This is a genomic window from Campylobacter cuniculorum DSM 23162 = LMG 24588 (assembly GCF_002104335.1).
Taxonomy (GTDB): domain Bacteria; phylum Campylobacterota; class Campylobacteria; order Campylobacterales; family Campylobacteraceae; genus Campylobacter_D; species Campylobacter_D cuniculorum.
This window is the reverse complement of the sequence record NZ_CP020867.1, coordinates 1,444,752-1,465,246: the sequence shown is the minus strand read 5'-3', so window position 1 is coordinate 1,465,246 and position 20,495 is coordinate 1,444,752. Positions and strand designations below refer to the sequence as shown.

Below are 20,495 nucleotides of genomic sequence, written 5' to 3'. Positions count from 1 at the left end.
ATAAAATAAAGGAAATTTTATGGGTAAAGCGGATATTGTCGTAGGCGTTCAATGGGGCGATGAGGGCAAAGGCAAGATTGTTGATAAATTATGCGAAAATTATGATTTTGTTTGTAGAAGTGCAGGAGGACATAACGCAGGACATACAATTTGTGTCAATCATACACGTTATGCACTTCATCTTATCCCTTCGGGTGTGTTAAATCCACTTTGTATTAATCTTATCGGCAATGGCGTTGTAGTATCACCCGAAATTCTCATCGCTGAAATGGGACAATTTGACAATTTAAAAGGAAGATTATACATCAGTGATAGAGCCCATCTTAATTTAAGACATCATTCTTTAATCGATATAGCCAAAGAAAAACTCAAGGGCAAAAATGCTATAGGCACGACCGGAAAAGGCATAGGACCAAGTTATGCTGATAAAATTAACCGCACAGGACATCGAGTCTGTGAGCTTTTAGACCCGCAAAGGCTTTGTGAATCTTTAATGAAAGATTTTGAAATCAATCGGACTTTTTTAGAAATTTTGCAGATAGAAATTCCAAAAAAAGAAGAATTGCTTGATGATTTAAATCGTTACAATAAAATCTTAGCACCTTTCATCACAAACACGACAAATTTACTTTGGAAAGCCTTAGATGAGGATAAAAAAGTGCTCTTAGAAGGTGCTCAAGGTTCAATGCTCGATATAGACCATGGCACTTATCCCTATGTAACGAGTTCAAACACGATTGCAGCAGGAGCCTTAACAGGACTAGGACTCAATCCTAAAGAAATAGGTTCTATCATAGGCATAGTTAAGGCTTACACAACAAGGGTGGGAAATGGAGTTTTTCCCACTGAAGACAAGGGCGACGATGGAGAAAGAATCGCACAAATTGGTAAAGAAATCGGCGTAAGCACAGGTCGCAAAAGACGTTGTGGGTGGTTTGATGCCGTTGCGGTGCGTTATGCTGCAAGACTCAACGGGCTTGATTTTTTAGCCTTGACCAAACTCGATGTTTTAGATGGTTTTGAAAAAATAAAAATTTGCAGAGCCTATGAGTATAACGGAGTAGAAATTGACTATATGCCAAGTGATTTGGAGAATGTAAAGCCTATTTATGAGGAATTTCAAGGTTGGGACAAGGTTTCTGAGCTTAGGGATTTTGATTTATTGCCTTCAAATGCAAAGCTTTATATTAAGCGTTTAGAAGAGCTTGTGGGAGTAAAGATTAAGATTATTTCAACAAGTGCGGAAAGAGATGATACCATTATACTATGAAGACAAAATTCAGTGCAATTGCAAAGGTGAGAAAACAGCAGCTTGATAATGCTGAATTGCGTTTGAGTGAAGCCAAACAAAGACAAAGAGAACACCAAAAACTCTATGAACTTTCTTATGCACAGCTTAGAAATTTAAGCCTTGTGCCAAATTCTGGTTTAAGCAATGAGTTAAAATCTAATCTCGCAATGGCAAATATAGGCAAAGAAGCCCTGCAAAGAGCCAAAGAAAAGGTTGAGCTTTCGGAAAAAGAGATTGTGCATTATCAATTTTTATACCAAAAAGCAAATTTAGAATATGAAAAAATCAAGACCTTAGAAGCAAAGGAAATCAAAGAAAAACAAAAAGAACTTCAAAAAGCTGAACAAAAATTTATCGATGAACTTGCAATCACGCGGTTTTTTAGAAACAAAGGAGAAAAAAAAGATGATTAGAATTTTAATCTTAATTTCATTTGGAATTTTTGCTTTTGCTGCAGAGCAAGATTGTCAGCAGTATTTTGAAGCAAAAAAAGCTCAACTTGAACTTCAAACAAAAGAATTCGATGAAGCAAGACAAGCTTTAGAAGCTTTTAAAGCCTCATTTGAAACCTTGCAAAAAGAGCAACTTGAAGCCTTAAATAAAAGAGAAGCCGAAGTGAATGCAACCTTAGCTCAAATTGAAAATTTAAAGGCTGAAAACGAAAGGCTTTTAAAACAAAAAGAAGAGATTTTAAATAGCATCAATGAAAAAACCGAAGGCAGAGTGAGAGAGATTTATTCACAAATGAAAGATGCTGCTGTTGCAGGAGTTTTGAGTCAAATGGACAATGAGGATGCGAGTAAAATTATGCTTTCTTTAGAATCGCGTAAAATTTCAGGTGTGCTTTCAAAAATGGACCCTAAAAAAGCTTCTGAACTGACTTTATTGCTTAAAAATATGGACAATAATACAAGCAATTAAATTTAAATTCAAAAGCCTCACTTCAAAAAAAAAAAAAAAGACGATTTATTTATAAAATTGAATTTAAAAGGAGTTTAAAATGGCTTTAGAATTTCCTCAAAACTTAAGCACAAAATTCAATGTGGAGTTAAAGGTAGAATCTCAAAATTCCAAAAAAGATTTTGAAAATCTGCAAGAATACACAAAGTATTTAAGCGATAAATATGGAGTCAATGCAGGACAGAGAATGATTAGTGGAGTGCCAACGACGATTAATGTTTCAAGTGCTTTTATCAAAGAAGCCTTTGAAAATCCCGATAAAAGAAAGTTTTTAGAGGATAATTTAGAGGCGATATCAAAAATGGATTACAGCGGAGTTAAGGGCAAACTCATCTCTCAAGCTTGGAATATCAATGAAAAGGGTGAGATTTCAGCGATGAGTGTGAGCGTTTCTAGCAGTGATTCTAAGAATAAAAGCCTTATAGAGCGTCTGCTAGAAGAACTCAAAGAACAAGAAAAACAGAAAAAAGACAAAGCGGACAAAAACGAAAATTCTTTGGAAAAGATTATGGAGAAGTTAAGGGAACTCAACGCGGTACGTGAATCTCTCTTAGAGGGCACAAGCGTGGTAAATATCAAGGCAAAAATGAGTGCATCATGGCTTGATTTTAGCGTGTGATGAAAGCTTTATTTTTAATTTAAACCTTTCTAAAGATACTAGAATTTAAAGAAAATTTTATTCTGTGAAAATTTTTTGAGCTTTTGTAAAAATTTAACAAAAAAATATCTTGTTAGTATAGATAAAAATTTTTTATGATCTTTTAAATATTCTCACAAAAACTTAAAAAATTAAAAACCTTAGAATTAAAATTCTAAGGTTAAAAGATAATAAAAATTTAAAATCTCTAAAATTTAGCTTTTTATAATCTGGCAAAATAAGATATTTTACCTTTAAACATTTTGTTAATTCTGTTAAACTTAGTAAATTAAGCCTTTAAATCAAGCAAAGCATTGCTTGAAGTGATATTGCTTAGAGTGATTTTGAAATTTTCTAAAAGCTCACTCGTATCTTTGCCACTCACTTCAAATTCAAAGGACAAATCCTTGTTCAAGGTTGTTTGCGTGGTTTTGGTTTGATTCTGTGTTGCATGAGATTGCAACTCTTCTTGCAACTGCTTTGCCTTTTCTTCTGCCTTTTTTAGACTTTTTTCTAAATTTTTTTCAAATTCTTTTTGTCTTTTTCTTGCTTTTTCTAAAATTTTCTCAAGCTCATCTGCACTGCTTGAAGTGTTTTGCCAAGAATTTGTCTTGTTTTTGCTCACCCAAGAATCTTTGGTTTTTCCACCGCTAAACATAGATATATTCCCGCTCTCATCAACGATAAAACCGGCATGGGTCATTTCAGAACTCGGGGATATTATCGCCAGCATTCTCAAGGCATCATCCAAACTCTGCATCGCCTCTAAATTCTCCTCTAAAAACTTTCTTTTATCGGGATTTTCAAAGGCTTCTTTGATAAAAGCACTTGAAACATTAATCGTCGTTGGCACTCCACTAATCATTCTCTGTCCTGCATTGACTCCATATTTATCGCTTAAATACTTTGTGTATTCTTGCAGATTTTCAAAATCTTTTTTGGAATTTTGAGATTCTACCTTTAACTCCACATTGAATTTTGTGCTTAAGTTTTGAGGAAATTCTAAAGCCATTTTAAACTCCTTTTAAATTCAATTTTATAAATAAATCGTCTTTTTTTTTTTTTTTTTGAAGTGAGGCTTTTGAATTTAAATTTAATTGCTTGTATTGCTTAGAATGTTTTTCAAATATAAAGTTGATTTAAAAATTTTATCGCGTAAAATTTTAAGAAAAATTTTCTTTTAACATTTTTTTACCAAAAATAAGCTATCATTACATAATCTTAAATAAAGGCTTAAAATGCGTATAAAATTACCACATATTCCTTATATTGCAAATAAAATTATGCTTGATATTGCAAATTCTTCTTTTATTGAGATTAAAGATCAGCTTGAAAAACTCAATCAAAGCGTTAAAAATGTCCTTGAAAAAGACGCAATGAATGAAAAAAAACTCGATGAAAGGGTTAAAGAACTCCTTGAAGAGCAAGAGGAGGAAATGGAGCTTATGCAGGTGGATAGAAAAAATATGTTTTGGCTTGTTAAGAAAAAACTTGCTAATGATTTTGGAGTGATTTTAAATTCAGAAGACAGGCACAATCACCTTGCCCATCAAATTCTTAATGAACTCATAGAAAATGATTTTATTAATTTTGTTGTGAGTGAAAATCGTGTTAAGAATTTGATTTTTTTAAGCATAGAAAATTACTTAAAAATTTATGAAAAACTTGAAGATGAGGTTTATGATAAAATCAGCAATTACAAAACAAAACCTATACCGGGCAGTGAAGAATACGAATTGATTTTTGAAAAACTTTATCAAGAAGAGCTTAGAAAAAAAGGTATGTTTTAATGGAAGCTTGGATATATTTAGAAAATGATACTTTTTTGAGTGCAAAGGCATTTGGCAAAAGCGGAACTTTTTTTGGCGAACTCGTTTTTAACACTTCAATGACGGGTTATCAAGAAATCATTTCAGACCCTTCTTATGCGGGGCAATTTATCGTTTTTTCAATGCCAGAAATCGGTATAGTAGGCACAAATGATGCAGACAATGAAAGCAAAGAACTTTTTGCAAGTGGAATTTTAATACGTGAGCTTAGTCCAACTTTTTCAAATTTTAGAGCTAAAGAAAGCTTAGAGTCGTATTTTAAAAAGCATTCTAAGATAGGAATTTATGAGATTGATACAAGATTTTTAGTTAAAATGATAAGAGATTTTGGAAATCTTAGAGCTGTTATTTCAACTGAAATTTCAAGTAAAGAAGATCTTAAAACATTGCTTGATTCTAGTCTAAGGATAGAAGAAATTAATTTTGTTAAAGAGGTGAGCACGAAAAAGCCTTATATCCATAAACAAGGTGTTTGGAATGGTAAAAATTTCAATCAAGCCAAAAAAGGCACGAAGAGGGTTGCGGTGATTGATTATGGGGTTAAAATGAATATCCTTAATGAACTCGTTGAGCTGGGTTTAGAAGTGGAGGTTTTTCCCCATAATACTAAGGCTGAAGAGCTCATAGAGCTTTATCAAAAAGGCAAAATTCACGGCATTTTTTTATCTAATGGACCCGGAGAGCCAAAAATTCTTAAAAATGAAATTGCTGAACTTAAAAAGCTCATTGAGGCTAGAATTCCTATGTTGGGTATTTGTCTAGGACATCAGCTCTTAAGCAATGCTTTTGGTTATAAGACTTATAAGATGAAATTTGGACAACATGGCTCAAATCATCCCGTAATCAATTTGGAAAATAAAAGCGTTGAAATCACCGCACAAAATCATAACTACAATGTTCCAGAAGAGCTTTGCGAAGTGGCTGTTATCACGCATAGAAATTTATTTGGCAACAATGTTGAGGGCGTTAGATATAAAGATTATCCTATCATTTCAGTCCAGCATCATCCAGAAAGCTCCGCAGGTCCGCACGAGAGCAAATATATCTTTAAAGAATTTATGAATTTAATGTGAGCATTGCGGATTTTTCAGCTATCTTTAGTGTAGCCTTTTTATCAAGTTTTGGGCATTGTTATTCTATGTGCGGGGGTTTTAATCTCGCATTTATACAACTTAATCTTAAAGCTAAAAATTTATTTTTGCTTTCTTTGTTTTACCATTTATCACGTATATTTGCCTATATTTTACTCGGGGGAATTTTTGGAATTTTTGGAAATCTTTTAGCTTTAAATGCTAAAACTCAAAGTCTTTCTTTTTTTGTACTCGGTGTGTTTATGATGATATTAGGTTTTGCTTTGATTTTAAGGGGTAAAATTTTAGCTTTTATCGAAAATAATATCTTTTTTGAAAAAATTTTAAAAACAGCAGTCCGGCAAGCAAGAAAATTCAAAGGCATAAAATCTGCTCTTATCTTAGGTTTTGCAAATGGTTTTGTGCCTTGCGGTTTGGTGTATTTTTTTTTAGCAAGTGCTTTAAGTCAGCAAAATTTTTTAGAAAGCATTTTAGTTATGGCTATTTTTGGTGTCTCAACTTTACCTGCCTTGCTCTTTTTCTCAAAACTTTCTCAATTATTGAGTGATTTTTTAAAAAAGCTTTTTAATACCCTTTCTTATTTTCTCATCATCATTTATGGAATCATTCTCGCTTATATGGGTTTTAAAGCTTTTTGAAGCTTAATAAGCAAAATTTCTCCTATTTTAATTTTTTTAATCATTTTATGATTTCAAAAGACATTAAAATAAGCTTTTAGAAAATTTTGCAAAATTAAAAATAGAAAATATAAAGACATTTATAAGTTGATTTAACTAAACTTTTAAATCAAGCATTTTAAAATCTTTATTTAAAAATTATCCTAAAAAATCTTTAGAAAGTTCAAATTTTACTTGCTCTTGTTTTAAATTTTCATATTCTTTAGGATATTTAAACTTAAATTCTTCAAGTTCTTTTTGATTTAAAGCATTTATTCCTTGAGTTAAAACTTTTTGCAATAAATCTTCTTTTTTGGATTTAAATTCTAAATCCTCATCTTCACCTTGAGCTATATTACGAGCTGTGTTGGCAAAAATATTCAAATCTTTTTGACTGAATTTTTCTGAAAATTTAATTTCTCCATTTAAATCTTTATCTTGTTCTATACGCGTATTTATGCCTTCTTCTATACTTAAATTTGAATATCCGGCTAAAGCATAGCTGATTTTACCTAAAGTATTAAAAGTTACACTATTTGGACCAAAGGTAATCAAAGAAGCATGTGCATAGGCATTATTTGTCTCATTGCCATTGATGAGCTTGTCTTTGTTGCTGTCAGCATTGAGAAAATTAAGCTCGTGAGCAAAGTCGTAAAACCAAGAGGAGATGAAATTTTCAGCTTCACCATTAAGCCTAATACTACCATCTTCTCTTTGGTAAAAATTATTATTTTTATTAAAATTATCTTTCAAGGTTTTAAAATTTTGCTCTGTTAAATTAAGACTTATGAGAGTTTTATTAAGAGTGTCTTCAAAAATGACTTTTATTCCTGCATTAAGACTAAGGTCTAAAATTTCGCGTTCATTTTCTTCTTTGCTAAGCTGTGTTTGAGTTTTTTGTGCAATATTAATATCCTTAGCTTTAAATGCAATATTGTTTAAACCTCTAAAATCAACCCCGCTAAAATTTGCACTCGTAAGCATCGCAAACTCCTATAAAGAATATTGAGAAAATAAACCCAAGCGACACATTTGTCTTTGAAAATTTGTAGGCAAAGAATTACAATAAGAGAGTTTATCATAATAATTTGGGTCATAAACCCTTTTATTATTTATATTGTCATAAGAATTTGTATCTGCAAAAAGTCCATAAGACAAAGATAGTAATAAAATATACATACTAAATATTTTCATCATAAATTCCTTATATATATATATATTATTTGCATTTTAAGGTATAAAAAATAAAAATAAACTTAAATTAAAGTTTGAAAATAAAAATTTTTTGTGCGGTTACTTTTTTACTCAACCGTTACACTCTTAGCTAAATTTCGTGGCATATCGACATCATTGCCAAGTCTTATTGAAATTTCCATTGCTAAAAGTTGAGTGATGAGCATCATTTCAAAAAATTCACACATGAAATGATTTTGTTTTGAGGTCTTGATAAAATCATCACTTAAATCAAAATCTAAAGGTGAAATGCTCAACAAGGTCGAATCTCTAGCGATAAGCTCCTCGACATTGGATTTTGTTTTTTCATAGAGTAAATTTTCAGGCATTAAGGCTATAGTATAAAGTTTTGAATCCACCAAAGCAATCGGTCCATGCTTCATTTCACCTGCAGGATAGCCCTCTGCGTGCAGATAAGAGAGTTCTTTTAACTTCAAAGCTCCTTCTAAAGCCAAAGGATAAAACACATCGCGTCCTATATAAAAAAAGCCATGTCCATCTAAATATCTTTTAGAAAGACGATGAATTTTATCGTGCAAAATTTGTTTGACTACAACACAGCTTGGTGTATGAAGCAAGGCTTTAATCTCTTCATTAACATTCAAAGCCTTTTTTTGTGCGATAAAGATTGCAAACATCCAAAGCGTTAAAACCTGCGTTGCAAAAGCCTTAGTTGAAGCCACACCTTTTTCAATCCCTGCACGCGTCAGCAAACTTAAATGGGCAAGACGCACTATGCTAGAATTATCAACATTGCAAATCGCAAAAGTTTTTGCTCCCTCTGCTTTGGCAATTTTAAGAGCCTCTAAAGTATCGGCAGTCTCTCCACTTTGAGAAATGACGATAAATAAAGAATCTTTTTTGATTAAAGCCTTACGATAACGAAATTCACTTGCTATCTCCACCCTTGCTTTAATCTTAGCCACTCTTTCAAGCAAATACATGCCCACAAGTGCCGCGTGATAACTCGTTCCACAAGCACAAAGAGTGATTTCATCGATTGCGGTTAAATTTTCATTTTCAAGTTCATCAAAAACCACTTCATCGCCCTTAATCCTACCCATTAAAACTTCATTCAAAACCCTGCTTTGCTCATAAATTTCTTTTTCCATAAAAAATCTAAAACCATCTTTTTGTGCATAGCTTTTATCATTATTGAGTTTAACAAAGGTGTTGTTTTTTAAAATTCCATTTTCATAAATCACAAGTTCATCTTTGCTTGCATAGCCTAAACTTAAATCCTCCAAATAAATCACCTCATCACAAAAACCAATCAAAGGAGCATCTGCTGAAGCAAACCAAAATTCTTTTTGAGAATTTTTTCCGACAATCAAAGGAGCACCATTTTTAGCAAAAAAGACCTTATTTTCATCTTTTTTAGAAATCAATAAAATCGCAAAGGCTCCTTTGAGTTCTTCAATGCTTTTTTTAAAAGCATTGAAAAGATCCATCTTTTGAGCATAAAATTCAAAGAGTTTGACGATAATTTCAGTATCTGTTTGGCTTAGAAATTCTATATTTTCTTTAAGAAGTTTATCTTTAAGCTCTTTATAATTTTCTATAATACCATTATGAATCACACAAGAATACTCTCCTAAATGCGGATGAGCGTTGATTTCATTAGGTTTTCCATGCGTTGCCCATCTTGTATGTCCTATCGCAAGTCCTTCGCCTTCGCTTAAAAAATCATGGCATTTATGAGCTAAATTTTCAAGTTTTCCTACAGCCTTAAAAAAGCTTAATTCCCCATCTTTCATCACTGCCATTCCGGCACTATCATAGCCTCTGTATTCTAATTCTTTTAAGCCGTTTAAAATGATTTGCTTTTTTTCATTTTTTCCTATATAACCTACAATTCCGCACATATTTTACTCGCTTATTAAAGAAGTGATTAGCTCTTGTTGTTTTTCTAACAAAGCTTGATTTTTTTGAAAAATAAAAGTATTTCTCGTTCTTTGTCTTATGGTTTGAATTTTAGCTGCACTCAAACTCAAGCCTAAAATTTTAAAAACATTCATCAAAAATGCCATTAAACCCTGCTGGTCCTTGGTGTTGAGATTTAATTTAGCATAATTTTTAGAATAATTTAAATCTAATTTTAGCTCATCTTTTTTAATGATTGGTTTTTTGATTTTATTTTTTATAGAGCTTTGTAAATTCGAGTTTAAAAGCTTTATAAGCTTGTTTTTTTGCTCTTGAGTGATGATATTATCGTATTCAAATTTAAGATAAATTTTATCATCAAAAAGTTCAAAAAAACTCATAAAAATAAGATTTAAATTCGTTAAAGAATTTAAAATGATTCCCGCATTAAAGTCCTTCAAAGCGACAAGTTGTAGATTTAAGTTTGGTTCATTTTCTAACCAAAATTTAAAATCATTGTCTTTTGCAAGTTGAGAAACATGAATGATATTTTCAAAACTATTTTTGATGATGAAAAGATTGGATTTAATATGAATGATTTTATCTTGCAAAATTTTTTCTTGCTCCAAAAAAATTTTCGTCCTCTTAAGAGTGAGCTCTTTTTTCACCCTTTTTGCACTCTCTTCAAGCAAATTTTCATCCTCAAAGCCCTCTTTAGCATTTTGCAAAAGTTTATCAAGAGCCTTGTAAAAAAATGCATTTGCACCTAAGGCTTGAGCTTTGGTAAGGGTTAAAAGATATAAAAGTTCTAAAGTCTTTAAATTTTCGACCTTAGAGAGCAAATTTAAAAGGATTACAGGATTGTAAATGTCTTCTTTTTCAACAAGTTCTTTAAGGGCGTTAAAATTTTTAAAGAGTCTAAGTCCTAGTTCTAAATTCTCGGCTTTTATATCAAATTTTAGGGTATAACTTCTATAGATACTTGCTATTGAAATTGCGTTTTCATTGTTGATTGCACTAAGAAAGATGACAAATTTTAAGATCATTTTTTCCTCATCTTGCAATTGTTTTAAAAATTCTAAATTTTCTTGTTCTTTCTCAAATTGTTGCAGGGTTAAAAAAGCTTGCATATCAAAACTATAATCAGACTCTTCATCGCTTAAAAATCTTGGAATTTGTTTATAAAATTCTTTTAAAATTCCACTATCAAATAAAAGTTTTAAAATACAAAAACTATGTTTTTTATAAAAAAAATTTTCAAAAATTTTCAAAGCTTTTTCAAGATTTGTTTTATCAAAATCCAAATTTTTAAGGGCAAAAACAAAGGCTATATCAAAATGATAAACCCTATCTTCTAAGGAATTTAAAAATTCTAAAGCCTGATTTAAATTTTTAAATTCTTGTTCTAAAAAAAGCACATTTGAATTCAAAGGTAAGGTTTTAAAATATTTTTTTTGAATTTTTGAAGCCAAAAAAGCAGCATACAAACACAGCAAATATCTGCTTTGCAAACTTTTTTGGATTAGAAGTTCTTCTGCTTTGAAATTTTTTTGGTCTTTTTTATGAAGAAGTTTGACAAGTTCTTCAGTTTTTGTGAATGAAAATTCATCATCATCCTTTCCGCTCTGTAAATTCAGAGCCGATTTTAAAGTCAGTAAAAACTCACTCGCTAAACGCAATTCACTCAAGCATTTTTCATCGATAAAATTCAAGGCATAATTTTTTGGAGAATCTTTAAAAAGAGCGAGTAAATTTTCAAGCTTTCTTAAATCATTTAAACCACCGCAATCTTTTTTGATATTAAATTCTTGCTTTAAAAAGGGCAGGGTTTGATTTTGAAAATTTTTAAGTAAATTTTCGGCAAGAATTTCTTTGTTTTCTTTTAGAAAATCATTAAAATCTTGTTTAATTTTTTTAAATAACAATTTAGACCCGCAAATAAAACGTATTTGAGTGCTTTTAAGTTCATTTTTAGCAATGTTTTTCAAACCTTTAAGCTCTATGATATTGTATTCAAGTTGCAAATGCAAATCATTTAAAACCTCGATAAAAGTTTTAATCATAGGCTTTAAATGATAGCCCTTAATGTCCTCATAGCTTAAAATCAAAGGCACGGCTTCATTCACACAGAGGCTATTTGTGGCGTAATGGTTGTTTGCAAGTACACAAAAAGGAATGAGTTCATTTTGTGGCAAGAATTTTTCAAAATAATCCTTTAAAACAATTTCATAGGCTTGTTTGATTAAGCAATCCATTTGCCTAGAATAATGCAAACTAAAAGTTCCCTGTCTTAAAAAATATTTAAAATATTGCTTTTGTGTGTATTCAAGTTTTAATTTTTCTAAATCTTTATTTAACAAAACTGCTCACTTTTGAATTAGAATTTCAAAATAAATTTTAACAAATTTAACCTTTATTTTGGTTTTTTTTGATAAACTCTTTTGAAATGATTTTAAAAAGAGAGTTTAGTGATGAAAACCTTACTTAAAAGCTTGGAAAATGAAGAAAGACTCAATGAAGAGCAAGCAAATAAACTTTGGGATTTAGACCTTTTTACTTTAGCACGATTTGCTCATTTAAGACGCACAAAACTTCATGGAAAAAAGGTGTATTTTAATATGAATCGTCATATTAATCCTACAAATATCTGTGCAGATACTTGTAAATTTTGTGCTTTTTCAGCACACCGCAAAAATCCTAATCCCTACTTAATGAGCCACGAAGAAATTATGCAAGTGGTTGATGAAACGGTTGCAAGAGGCACTAAAGAAGTGCATATTGTTTCTGCACACAATAAAGACACAACTTGGCAATGGTATTTAGGAATTTTTAAAATGATTAAAGAAAAATATCCCCAGCTTCATATCAAAGCTATGACGGCTGCCGAAGTGGATTTCTTGCATCGTCGTTTTGATTTGAGCTATGAAGAAGTGCTTGAAAAAATGCTAGAATATGGAGTTGATAGTATGCCCGGAGGAGGAGCGGAAATTTTTGATGAGGAAATTCGCAAAAAAATTTGCAAGGGTAAGGTCAGCAGTGAAAATTGGCTCAAAATTCACAAACTTTGGCACAAAAAAGGCAAACAAAGTAATGCAACTATGCTTTTTGGGCATATAGAGCAAAGAGAGCATAGAATCAATCATATGTTAAGACTGCGTAATTTACAAGATGAAAGCGGGGGATTTAATGCCTTTATCCCTTTGGTTTGGCAAAGAGATAATAGCTTTTTAGAGGTTGATCATATTATGGATAGCGAAGAGATTTTAAAGACCATTGCTATATCAAGACTTGTTTTAGACAATATTAAAAACATCAAGGCTTATTGGGCAACAATGGGTTTGAATTTAGCAATGGTTGCTCAAGAATTTGGAGCAAATGATTTGGATGGAACCATAGAAAAAGAGAGCATACAAAGTGCAGGCGGGGCTAAAAGTGCAAGGGGGACAAAACTTAAGACCTTTATCGATATGATAAAAACTTCAAATCTCATTCCTATCGAACGCGATAGCCTTTATAATGAGCTTAAGGCTTATTGATGAAGCTTTGCAAGGTTTTGATGGCTTGACAAAAAGGTTTAATGTGTGATAAAAATTTCAAAAAACCTTGCAAATTTTATTTATGGATTATAATTTTCTAAAAATACTTTGATTTGCTCTAATTGTTGACAAGCTAGTGGATGACCTAACATGCACGATTTTGTCAAATACATAATCGATTTTTTATAAAGTTCTTTTTGTGAGATATTTTTAACAAACAAATTTATTCTTTGAGGAGTATAAATCATTCCTCCTAAAATACCGCAAGCTGTTGGATTATAATTATCGCAAGCTATACGAGCTTCTATGAACAAAGCTTGACAAGCTTGTTCATTATTTTCATTTTCACACATTCTTATTAAAGCTTGTTCTCTTGTTTCCTTTGGGGTTTGATTTGATACATCCATTGTGCAACCATAAAATGTAAAGAATATTAAAATTAAAATTAAAAATTTTTTCATAATTTTTCTCTTTATTGATTTGGATTAAGATAATTAAGACAGAATTTTAAATTTGCTTTTTTGCCGGAATCTTCAGCGACTAGCTGATTTGCACATTGATCAAGTTGTTTTTCTTTATGAGTTGTTTCATAGATTTTTTTGTATTCTACAATTCTCATTTGCATTTGCATTTGCATTTGAGCTTCTTTTTGCATTTGAATTTGTTGTTGATAATATTGTTCTCTTTTAGCTATATTGTTTAGAGAATCTGCCATTTGATTAATAGCTTGAGTAGCTCTATCATTATCCCATGCATTACCATGCCAAGAAAAGTCTGGAGCTTGTCTTCCTAATGGCTGTACATGATTACCTGGATGAGTACTAGAATCTCCTAGATTATTTCTAAATTCTACGGCAAAAACCATCAAGCTTAATAAACAAAAACAAAAAATCTTTTTCATAATTTTAAACTCCTTATATATAATTTTTTTAAAATATTATATATCAAAAAAAAAAAAAATCAAATTTAAAAAGATAAGCTAAAATAAAACGAGTTTAAATTTAGAGTAGAGGAATAAAATGTTTTTTTATACTTATGAGGATTTTAAAGAAGATGTAAAAATTCTAGCCAAAGAAATTAAAAAAGATTTTCAACCCGATGCACTTGTAGCAGTTGCAAGAGGTGGAATGAGCTTAGGGCATTCTTTAGCTGTGGCTTTAAACAATCGCAATCTTTTTTCACTCAATTCAATCCATTATGAAGAAAAACAAAAACTTGATGAGGTAAAAATTTTTAACACCCCTAATCTTAAATCTTACCAAAAAATTCTACTCATTGATGATATAGTCGATAGCGGAGAGAGTTTAACTCAAATTTCTAAACTCTTAAAACAAGAATTTCCACAGATAAAACTTAAAATTGCTACGATTTTTTATAAAAAATCAGCTTCTTTAATCCCTGATTTTAAGGTTAAAGAAGCTAAAGAATGGGTTAATTTTTTTTGGGACATAGATATTAATTAACATTTATTTTAATAAAAACCTAAAAATTTCCACCAAACTAACCCGACACTTGTCATCACTGCCATATCAACAATAGAAAGCACAAATCCAACTCCCCACCAGCGATTCATAGATACATAATTTGTTCCAAAAATAACCGGAGCAGTCCCTGTGGCGTAATGTGTTATAGCCATCATAACATTACCCGCTGTTAGCATTATAAAGGCATAAAGAAGAGGTGGTGCTCCAAGTGCAAGTCCGGCACTATAGAATACAAAAAACATAGCTGAAATGTGTGCTGTTGTCGAAGCAAAGAAATAGTGAGCATAAAGAAAAGCTAAAGATAAGAAAATCATAATTGAAATTTCGCCAAGCCCCATATTTGAAGCAAGAATTCCAAGTGAATCGGCTAAGAATTTGGTTACTCCTAATTTTCCAAGCATTGTAGCCATCATAACAAGACCAGAGAACCAAGTTAAAGTATTCCAAGCAGCTTTTTCTCCTAAAACTTCACCAAAAGTTAAAATACCACTGATTAAAACCAAAGAAAGCCCCAAAAGAGCAATCGTCGTAGAATCAAATTCTAATCCAAATAAATACCCAGCAGCACCAGCCCAAAGCAAGAGCAAGAGTATAAAAACTCCTAACATAATCTTTTCAGAATTTTTCATCTTTCCTAAAGCTGCGAGTTTTTCTTTTGCAAAAGTTGAAGCATTCGGTGTGGATTTAATTTCAGGCGGTGAAAGAAAATACACAACCAAAGGCATAATTGCCATAGCACAAAGACCCGGAAGTAACATTCCTAAAGCCCATTGTCCCCAAGTGATTTGTAAATCCATATTTGTAGCTTTTGCGACCAAATCCACAACCAAAGGATTAGGTGCTGTTGCTGTGATAAACATAGCTGAACTTATAGGGTTTGCTTGAAAATTAACCAAAGAAAGAAATGTTCCTATTTTATTTTGTGTTCCATCTTCTGGAGTGGATTTAAATGAACGCGAAATTGCTTGAACGATAGGATTGATGATAGCTCCCGCCCTTGCTGTATTTGAAGGAGTTACAGGAGCTAAAATCGTTTCACTTAAACATATAGAATAAGCTATTCCTAAAGTTTTTTTACCAAAAATGCTGATAAAATAATATGCAAGTCTTTCTCCAAGTCCCGTTTTTATCACACCTCTTGCGATGATAACTGAAACAACAATAAGCCAAATGAGGCTATTTGAAAAAGCACTTAAGGCATCATTGATTGCTGTTTTTGCTTTTAAAGAGCTTACGGCTTTTTGGACTTTTGCGTCGATTTCTTTTTGTGATAAAAATGTTAAAGCTAAAGTATTTAAAGCCTCAATCTTAGCTTCATCACTAAGTCTTTTAGCCCTTTCTTTTGAAGTATTTTTAGTGTAAAGTTTTTCAAGTTCTATGATTTTATAAGATTGTTCTAAATTTTTATTTAAAATTTCATGAGCTTTTTCTTGTGCAGGGGGGGGGAGTTTTCCTAAAGTTTCTGCTTTTAAAGCTTCAAATACAGCTAAATTCATACTTGTTTCCATTTGATTTTTATAGTTTTGAGAATTATCTTTTAAAACTATAGCGCTTAAGGTTTTGATTTGAGCGTCTCGAATGGAACTTTTAGTCGTGGTGATTCCGGTTAAAGCTACGATAGCAATAGCTATAAAACAAACTGCTCCCAAAGGCATAACTTGTAAAATAACTGCTAAAATCACAGCAATAAATAAACCTAGAAAATGCCAAGCATTTTCCTCCAAAGCTTCTGGTACGGGAATAAACCAAAAAAGTGCTGCAATCACTATGCACAGCACAAGAAAAGGCAATTTTTCCTTTTTCATAGAATAATCCTTAAATATTGAATAGCATTTACCATAAAATTTAGAGCTTGATTCAAAAATCATAGTAAATCGTAACGGCGAGATTATAACTCATTTTTTATTAATTTACAAATTTTTTGTTTATTTTTTATTTAAAATATCTCTAAATATATCTAAAATTCTAGTTTTTATCTAGCTTTATAGGGTTAAATTTATTAAAAAAATATTTACTATTTTGATTGAAGCATTAAAAATATATTGAACTTGAAAAATTATAGTTAGTCATGAGACAAAATTGTCATTTTGTTTTTTATTGATTTACAAATTTCGTTTTATTTTTTGGTATAATGTTTGCTTTTTTAGCTGAAAATAAGATTAGATTTAGGAGCTTGATTGAAAATTTGGCATTTGATTTTAGTTTTTTTGCTTTTCTTAAATATTGAAGTGTGTGCAGATGAAGTCAGCTTAGATGAATTTGAACAAGAATATTCAAGCTATGAAGTCAATGACCCAATTTCTGGTTATAATAAAATAATGACAAATTTTAATATAGCCTTGTATGATTATGGTTTTAGACCGATTTTAAAGGGTTATAATGCCATTACGCCCGAATTTTTTCGCACAGGAGTAAGAAATTTTTTCGATAATTTGCTTGCACCTTTAAGATTTATCGGAAATGTTTTTCAATTTAAATTTAATGAAGCTGGCGATGAATTTAAACGTTTTTTAGCAAATACAATCTTAGGTTTTGGTGGAGTTAGAGATGTTGCGAGTGTGATGGGAATTCAAAAACATCACGCTGATGTAGGAGCGATTTTAGCACATTGGGGAGTGGGAAGTGGTTTTCATATTGTTCTGCCTGTATTAGGACCTAGCAATTTACGCGATGCTTTAGCTTTACCTGTGGATTGGTTTTTGCAACCTACGGCTTATATCGATCCTACTTGGCTTGAAATTGTAGTGAGTGCATATGGTTTTGGCAATGAATTGTCTTTTAGACTCGATGAACTTGATGAAATTTATTATAACACACCAAATGTTTATCCTTTTTTACGCGATGCTTATGAACAAAGACGCATAGAACTTAGCAAATAGGAGAAAAAATGAAAAAATGGATTTTAATTTTCTGTTTGGGTTTAAATTGTTTTGGTTTAACCCTCAATGAAATCAACCAAACCATGCAAACTCATATTGATAAAAGTCTTAAGCTGTTAAAGGAAGCTAAAGGAGATAAAAGAGTTGTTGCAGATGAAATTTTTAAGCTTTTTGATGGAATTTTTGACTTTAAATTAATGGCAAAATTAAGCCTTTCAAAATACTATGACACATTGAATGCAGAGCAAAAAGAAGAATTTAACAAACAATTTGAGGCAAGTCTTAAAAAAAGCTTTAGTGATAAACTTAGTCTTTATAAGGATGAGGTTTTAAAGGTTAAGGGTGGTGAGCAAAAAAACGATAAAAGATATTTTCTTAGAACTTCGATGATAATAGATGGTGAAGAGAAATTTGTCATTTTTAAATTCTACAATGATAATGGAAATTGGCTTATTTACGATGTTGATGTTTTGGGCATTAGTATCATTCAAACTTATAGGTCGCAATTTGGTGATATTTTAGAAAATGGGGATTTTAATACCTTGCTTAAAAAACTAGAACAAGTCAGTTTTGAGTAATGCTAGCCAAGCTTTTAAAAATTTTCATCAAAAATCCTAAAATAACTTTCTTTAGCACATTTTTTGTGTGCATTTTGTTGAGTTCTTTTGCTTCAAAACTCGAAATTGATGCAAGTGCTGAAAGTTTGCTTTTAGAAAATGATAAGGATTTGAAAATTTTTAGAGAGCTTTCAAAGCACTATAAAAACGATGATTTTTTAATGCTTGCTTTTGAACCAAAAGATGAAAATCCTTTTTCAAAAGAAAATTTAAACAAACTTGAAGATTTGCACAAAGCTTTGGAAAAAGTCGATGGAGTGCAAAGGGTTTTTAGCATTATCAATGCTCCTTTATTTCAAAGCTCTGATACTAAAGATTTAAAAGAGCTTTTAAAAGATATTCCCTCAATTACAAGCGAAGATGTGAATCAAACTAAGGCTAAAAATGAAATTTTAAATAGTCCTTTTTATAGGGATAATATCATCTCAAAAAATGGTCAATTCGCAGCTTTGATTATTTATCTTAAACCGGATGTAATCTACAATCAACTCATAGAAAAAAGGGATAAATCTTTGCTTGAGAGTGAAAAGCATTTTTATCGTCTTGAGATTAAAAAGCATCAAGATGTTCAAAGAATGATTGTCAAACAAAGGCTGGATTCAATCAAAAATTTGGTTAAAAAATACGAAGACAAAGGCGACAAGCTTTATCTTGGAGGCTTGAGTATGATAGCTGATGATATGATAAGCTATATTAAATCAGATTTGGTGCTTTATGGTTTAAGCCTTGTATTTTTACTCGCTTTTGCACTTTGGTATTTTTTTAGAACTTTGTATTTTGTGGTTTTACCGCTTTTTATTTGTTTCATTACTTTAAGCACTGCGAGTGGATTTTTTGCACTTTTAAATTTTAATATCACTGTTATTTCTTCAAATTATGTTGCTTTGGTGCTTATTATCACTCTAAGTGTTGTCATTCATATTGTTTCTGATTTTATAGAAAATTCCACAAAACACAGCAAGTGTAAAATTCAACGACTAATCTTAAAAACCTTACTTGAAAAAGCCAAACCAAGCTTTTATGCCATTCTTACAACAATGATAGGCTTTGCTTCTCTTGTATTTTCAAATATAGAACCCATTATCAAGCTTGGTATTATGATGAGCGTTGGTATAGCTTTTTCCCTTGTTTTATCCTATCTTTTTTTAGCCAGCACTCTCGTGTTAGTCAAACCAAAAATTTATGTGAGGAAAAAAGCAAAATGGAATTTCTTAGCTTTTTGTGCAAATATCAGTCTTAAACATCGCAAAATGGTCTATAGTATAGCGGTTTTAGCTGTGATTTTAGCCTTTTGGGGCATCAGTTCTTTAAGAGTAGAAAATTCCTTTGTGAATTATTTTAAAGATGGAAGTGAGATTAAAAAAGGTTTGCTGATTATCGATAAAAATTTAGGCGGAACATTGCCTTTGGAAGTGATTGTGAGCTTTAAGAAAACAGATTCAAAGCAAAGTAAAAATTTGGATAGTTTTGAGGAGGAATTTGAAACTCTTGCAAATGAAGACACTTATTTTTTTAATTCTCAAAAAACAAGAATCGCTAAAAAAATTCATGAATATTTAGAACATAAAGCTTATGTGGGTTCAGTATTGAGCCTTAATAGCCTTTTAAATTTAGGTAAAAATATCAACGATGGTAAGGATTTAGATGATTTTGCTTTGGCTTTTTTAAATGAAAATTTACCTGAAGAATTTAAGCAAGATTTGCTTTCAAGTTTTGTAAGCATTGAAAATAATGAACTGCGTTTTAGTATGCGTATTGTTGATTCTGACCCTACATTACATAGGAATGAATTTTTGCTTGAGCTTAAAAAAGAATTGAATGAACTTTTGAAAAATGATGGAGTGAATTTTGAAATCACAGGCATTATGTTGCTTTATAACAATATGCTTCAAGCCCTTTTTTCTTCACAATTTAACACTCTTGCTTTCGTGATTTTAGCCATTTTTATTCTTTTTGTTGTGATTTTTAGAGATTTAAAAATTTCAATTTTAGCCATTTTAGTCAATGTCATTCCTTTAAGTCTTGTCTTCGCTTTTATGGGAATTTTAGGCATTCCTTTGGATATGATGAGCATCACCATTGCTGCAATCGCTATCGGTATAGGAGTTGATGATGTTATCCATTATATCTATCGTTTTAAAGAAGAATTAAAAACAAAAAATGTTAAAGAAGCAGTTCTTGCTTCTCATCTTAGCATAGGTTCTGCTCTTTATTATACAACCATAAGCGTGGTTTTAGGCTTTGGGGTGATGATGAGTAGTAATTTTATCCCAACGATTTATTTTGGTTTTTTAACCGTGTTTGTCATGCTCTTGCTTTTAAGCGGAAGTTTGATTTTGCTTCCAAGCTTTCTCATAAGCTTTATCAAGCCTTCAAGCAAATTTTTACATTAAAATGCTTAGGAATTCTTATTGAAGAT

Annotated in this window: 20 protein-coding genes; 12 read left to right on the top strand and 8 right to left on the bottom strand. The window is 31.2% G+C overall.

Going from position 1 to position 20,495, the window contains the following annotated elements:
- Positions 1-19: 19 nt before the first annotated feature.
- The 4 genes from CCUN_RS07175 (at position 20) to CCUN_RS07160 (ending at position 2,870) form a co-directional block, all read left to right on the top strand.
- A complete protein-coding gene (locus CCUN_RS07175; RefSeq protein ID WP_027305188.1) occupies positions 20-1,270 on the top strand; it encodes an adenylosuccinate synthase in 1,251 nt (416 codons plus the stop codon).
- Positions 1,267-1,704, top strand: a complete 438-nt coding sequence (locus tag CCUN_RS07170) for a flagellar export protein FliJ (protein WP_027305189.1) — start codon at positions 1,267-1,269, stop codon at positions 1,702-1,704. The genes CCUN_RS07175 and CCUN_RS07170 overlap by 4 nt, the downstream gene beginning before the upstream one ends.
- Positions 1,697-2,212 (top strand): MotE family protein, encoded by a 516-nt coding sequence (locus CCUN_RS07165; protein WP_027305190.1) that lies wholly within the window; start codon positions 1,697-1,699, stop codon positions 2,210-2,212. The genes CCUN_RS07170 and CCUN_RS07165 overlap by 8 nt, the downstream gene beginning before the upstream one ends.
- Before the next feature lie 79 nt (positions 2,213-2,291).
- A complete protein-coding gene (locus CCUN_RS07160) occupies positions 2,292-2,870 on the top strand; it encodes a hypothetical protein (protein ID WP_027305191.1) in 579 nt (192 codons plus the stop codon).
- Positions 2,871-3,177: 307 nt separating this feature from the next.
- Here CCUN_RS07160 and CCUN_RS07155 read toward each other — a convergent pair whose 3' ends face one another.
- On the bottom strand, positions 3,178-3,900 hold the full coding sequence (locus CCUN_RS07155; RefSeq protein ID WP_027305192.1) for a hypothetical protein: 723 nt from the start codon (positions 3,898-3,900) through the stop codon (positions 3,178-3,180).
- A 226-nt stretch (positions 3,901-4,126) separates the two neighbouring features.
- Between CCUN_RS07155 and CCUN_RS07150 the strand changes: the two genes are divergently transcribed.
- From CCUN_RS07150 to CCUN_RS07140, 3 genes are read left to right on the top strand one after another with little or no spacing between them, the layout of a single operon-like run.
- Positions 4,127-4,678, top strand: coding sequence for a DUF507 family protein (locus CCUN_RS07150; protein ID WP_027305193.1), 552 nt, complete (start codon positions 4,127-4,129; stop codon positions 4,676-4,678).
- Positions 4,678-5,790, top strand: a complete 1,113-nt coding sequence (gene carA / locus CCUN_RS07145) for a glutamine-hydrolyzing carbamoyl-phosphate synthase small subunit (protein WP_027305194.1) — start codon at positions 4,678-4,680, stop codon at positions 5,788-5,790. Before CCUN_RS07150 ends, carA begins: the two co-directional genes overlap by 1 nt.
- 2 nt (positions 5,791-5,792) lie before the next feature.
- Positions 5,793-6,446: a sulfite exporter TauE/SafE family protein gene (locus tag CCUN_RS07140; RefSeq protein WP_415270585.1), complete on the top strand. Its 654-nt coding sequence runs from the start codon at positions 5,793-5,795 to the stop codon at positions 6,444-6,446.
- Positions 6,447-6,623: 177 nt separating this feature from the next.
- Here CCUN_RS07140 and CCUN_RS07135 read toward each other — a convergent pair whose 3' ends face one another.
- From CCUN_RS07135 to CCUN_RS07120, 4 genes are all read right to left on the bottom strand, one after another.
- Entirely contained in the window at positions 6,624-7,448 is an 825-nt protein-coding gene (locus CCUN_RS07135; RefSeq protein WP_027305196.1) for a hypothetical protein, read from the bottom strand.
- A 9-nt stretch (positions 7,449-7,457) separates the two neighbouring features.
- The gene (locus CCUN_RS07130; RefSeq protein ID WP_035175628.1) at positions 7,458-7,658 is read right to left on the bottom strand and encodes a hypothetical protein; all 201 of its coding nucleotides are present in this window, start codon (positions 7,656-7,658) and stop codon (positions 7,458-7,460) included.
- A gap of 107 nt (positions 7,659-7,765) precedes the next feature.
- Positions 7,766-9,562 (bottom strand): glutamine--fructose-6-phosphate transaminase (isomerizing), encoded by a 1,797-nt coding sequence (glmS, locus tag CCUN_RS07125; protein WP_027305198.1) that lies wholly within the window; start codon positions 9,560-9,562, stop codon positions 7,766-7,768.
- A gap of 3 nt (positions 9,563-9,565) precedes the next feature.
- The gene (locus CCUN_RS07120) at positions 9,566-11,920 is read right to left on the bottom strand and encodes a [protein-PII] uridylyltransferase family protein (RefSeq protein WP_027305199.1); all 2,355 of its coding nucleotides are present in this window, start codon (positions 11,918-11,920) and stop codon (positions 9,566-9,568) included.
- Positions 11,921-12,031: 111 nt separating this feature from the next.
- Between CCUN_RS07120 and mqnE the strand changes: the two genes are divergently transcribed.
- A complete protein-coding gene (gene mqnE, locus CCUN_RS07115) occupies positions 12,032-13,096 on the top strand; it encodes an aminofutalosine synthase MqnE (protein ID WP_027305200.1) in 1,065 nt (354 codons plus the stop codon).
- A gap of 80 nt (positions 13,097-13,176) precedes the next feature.
- Here mqnE and CCUN_RS07110 read toward each other — a convergent pair whose 3' ends face one another.
- The gene (locus tag CCUN_RS07110) at positions 13,177-13,557 is read right to left on the bottom strand and encodes a hypothetical protein (protein ID WP_027305201.1); all 381 of its coding nucleotides are present in this window, start codon (positions 13,555-13,557) and stop codon (positions 13,177-13,179) included.
- Positions 13,558-13,568: 11 nt separating this feature from the next.
- Positions 13,569-13,997, bottom strand: a complete 429-nt coding sequence (locus CCUN_RS07105) for a hypothetical protein (protein ID WP_027305202.1) — start codon at positions 13,995-13,997, stop codon at positions 13,569-13,571.
- A gap of 118 nt (positions 13,998-14,115) precedes the next feature.
- On the opposite strand from CCUN_RS07105, the gene CCUN_RS07100 reads away from it, so the two are divergent.
- On the top strand, positions 14,116-14,559 hold the full coding sequence (locus CCUN_RS07100) for a phosphoribosyltransferase (RefSeq protein ID WP_027305203.1): 444 nt from the start codon (positions 14,116-14,118) through the stop codon (positions 14,557-14,559).
- A gap of 8 nt (positions 14,560-14,567) precedes the next feature.
- Here the strand turns inward: CCUN_RS07100 and CCUN_RS07095 are convergent, their stop codons facing one another.
- On the bottom strand, positions 14,568-16,385 hold the full coding sequence (locus CCUN_RS07095) for a DASS family sodium-coupled anion symporter (protein ID WP_085296673.1): 1,818 nt from the start codon (positions 16,383-16,385) through the stop codon (positions 14,568-14,570).
- 378 nt (positions 16,386-16,763) lie between these two features.
- On the opposite strand from CCUN_RS07095, the gene CCUN_RS07090 reads away from it, so the two are divergent.
- The 3 genes from CCUN_RS07090 to CCUN_RS07080 are packed head-to-tail and all read left to right on the top strand — an operon-like array spanning position 16,764 to position 20,469.
- Complete coding sequence (locus CCUN_RS07090) at positions 16,764-17,459, top strand: MlaA family lipoprotein (RefSeq protein ID WP_415270584.1); 696 nt, start codon at positions 16,764-16,766, stop codon at positions 17,457-17,459.
- An 8-nt stretch (positions 17,460-17,467) separates the two neighbouring features.
- Entirely contained in the window at positions 17,468-18,037 is a 570-nt protein-coding gene (locus CCUN_RS07085; protein ID WP_027305205.1) for a Tgt2/MlaC family protein, read from the top strand.
- Entirely contained in the window at positions 18,037-20,469 is a 2,433-nt protein-coding gene (locus CCUN_RS07080; protein WP_027305206.1) for an efflux RND transporter permease subunit, read from the top strand. Before CCUN_RS07085 ends, CCUN_RS07080 begins: the two co-directional genes overlap by 1 nt.
- Positions 20,470-20,495: the final 26 nt, after the last annotated feature.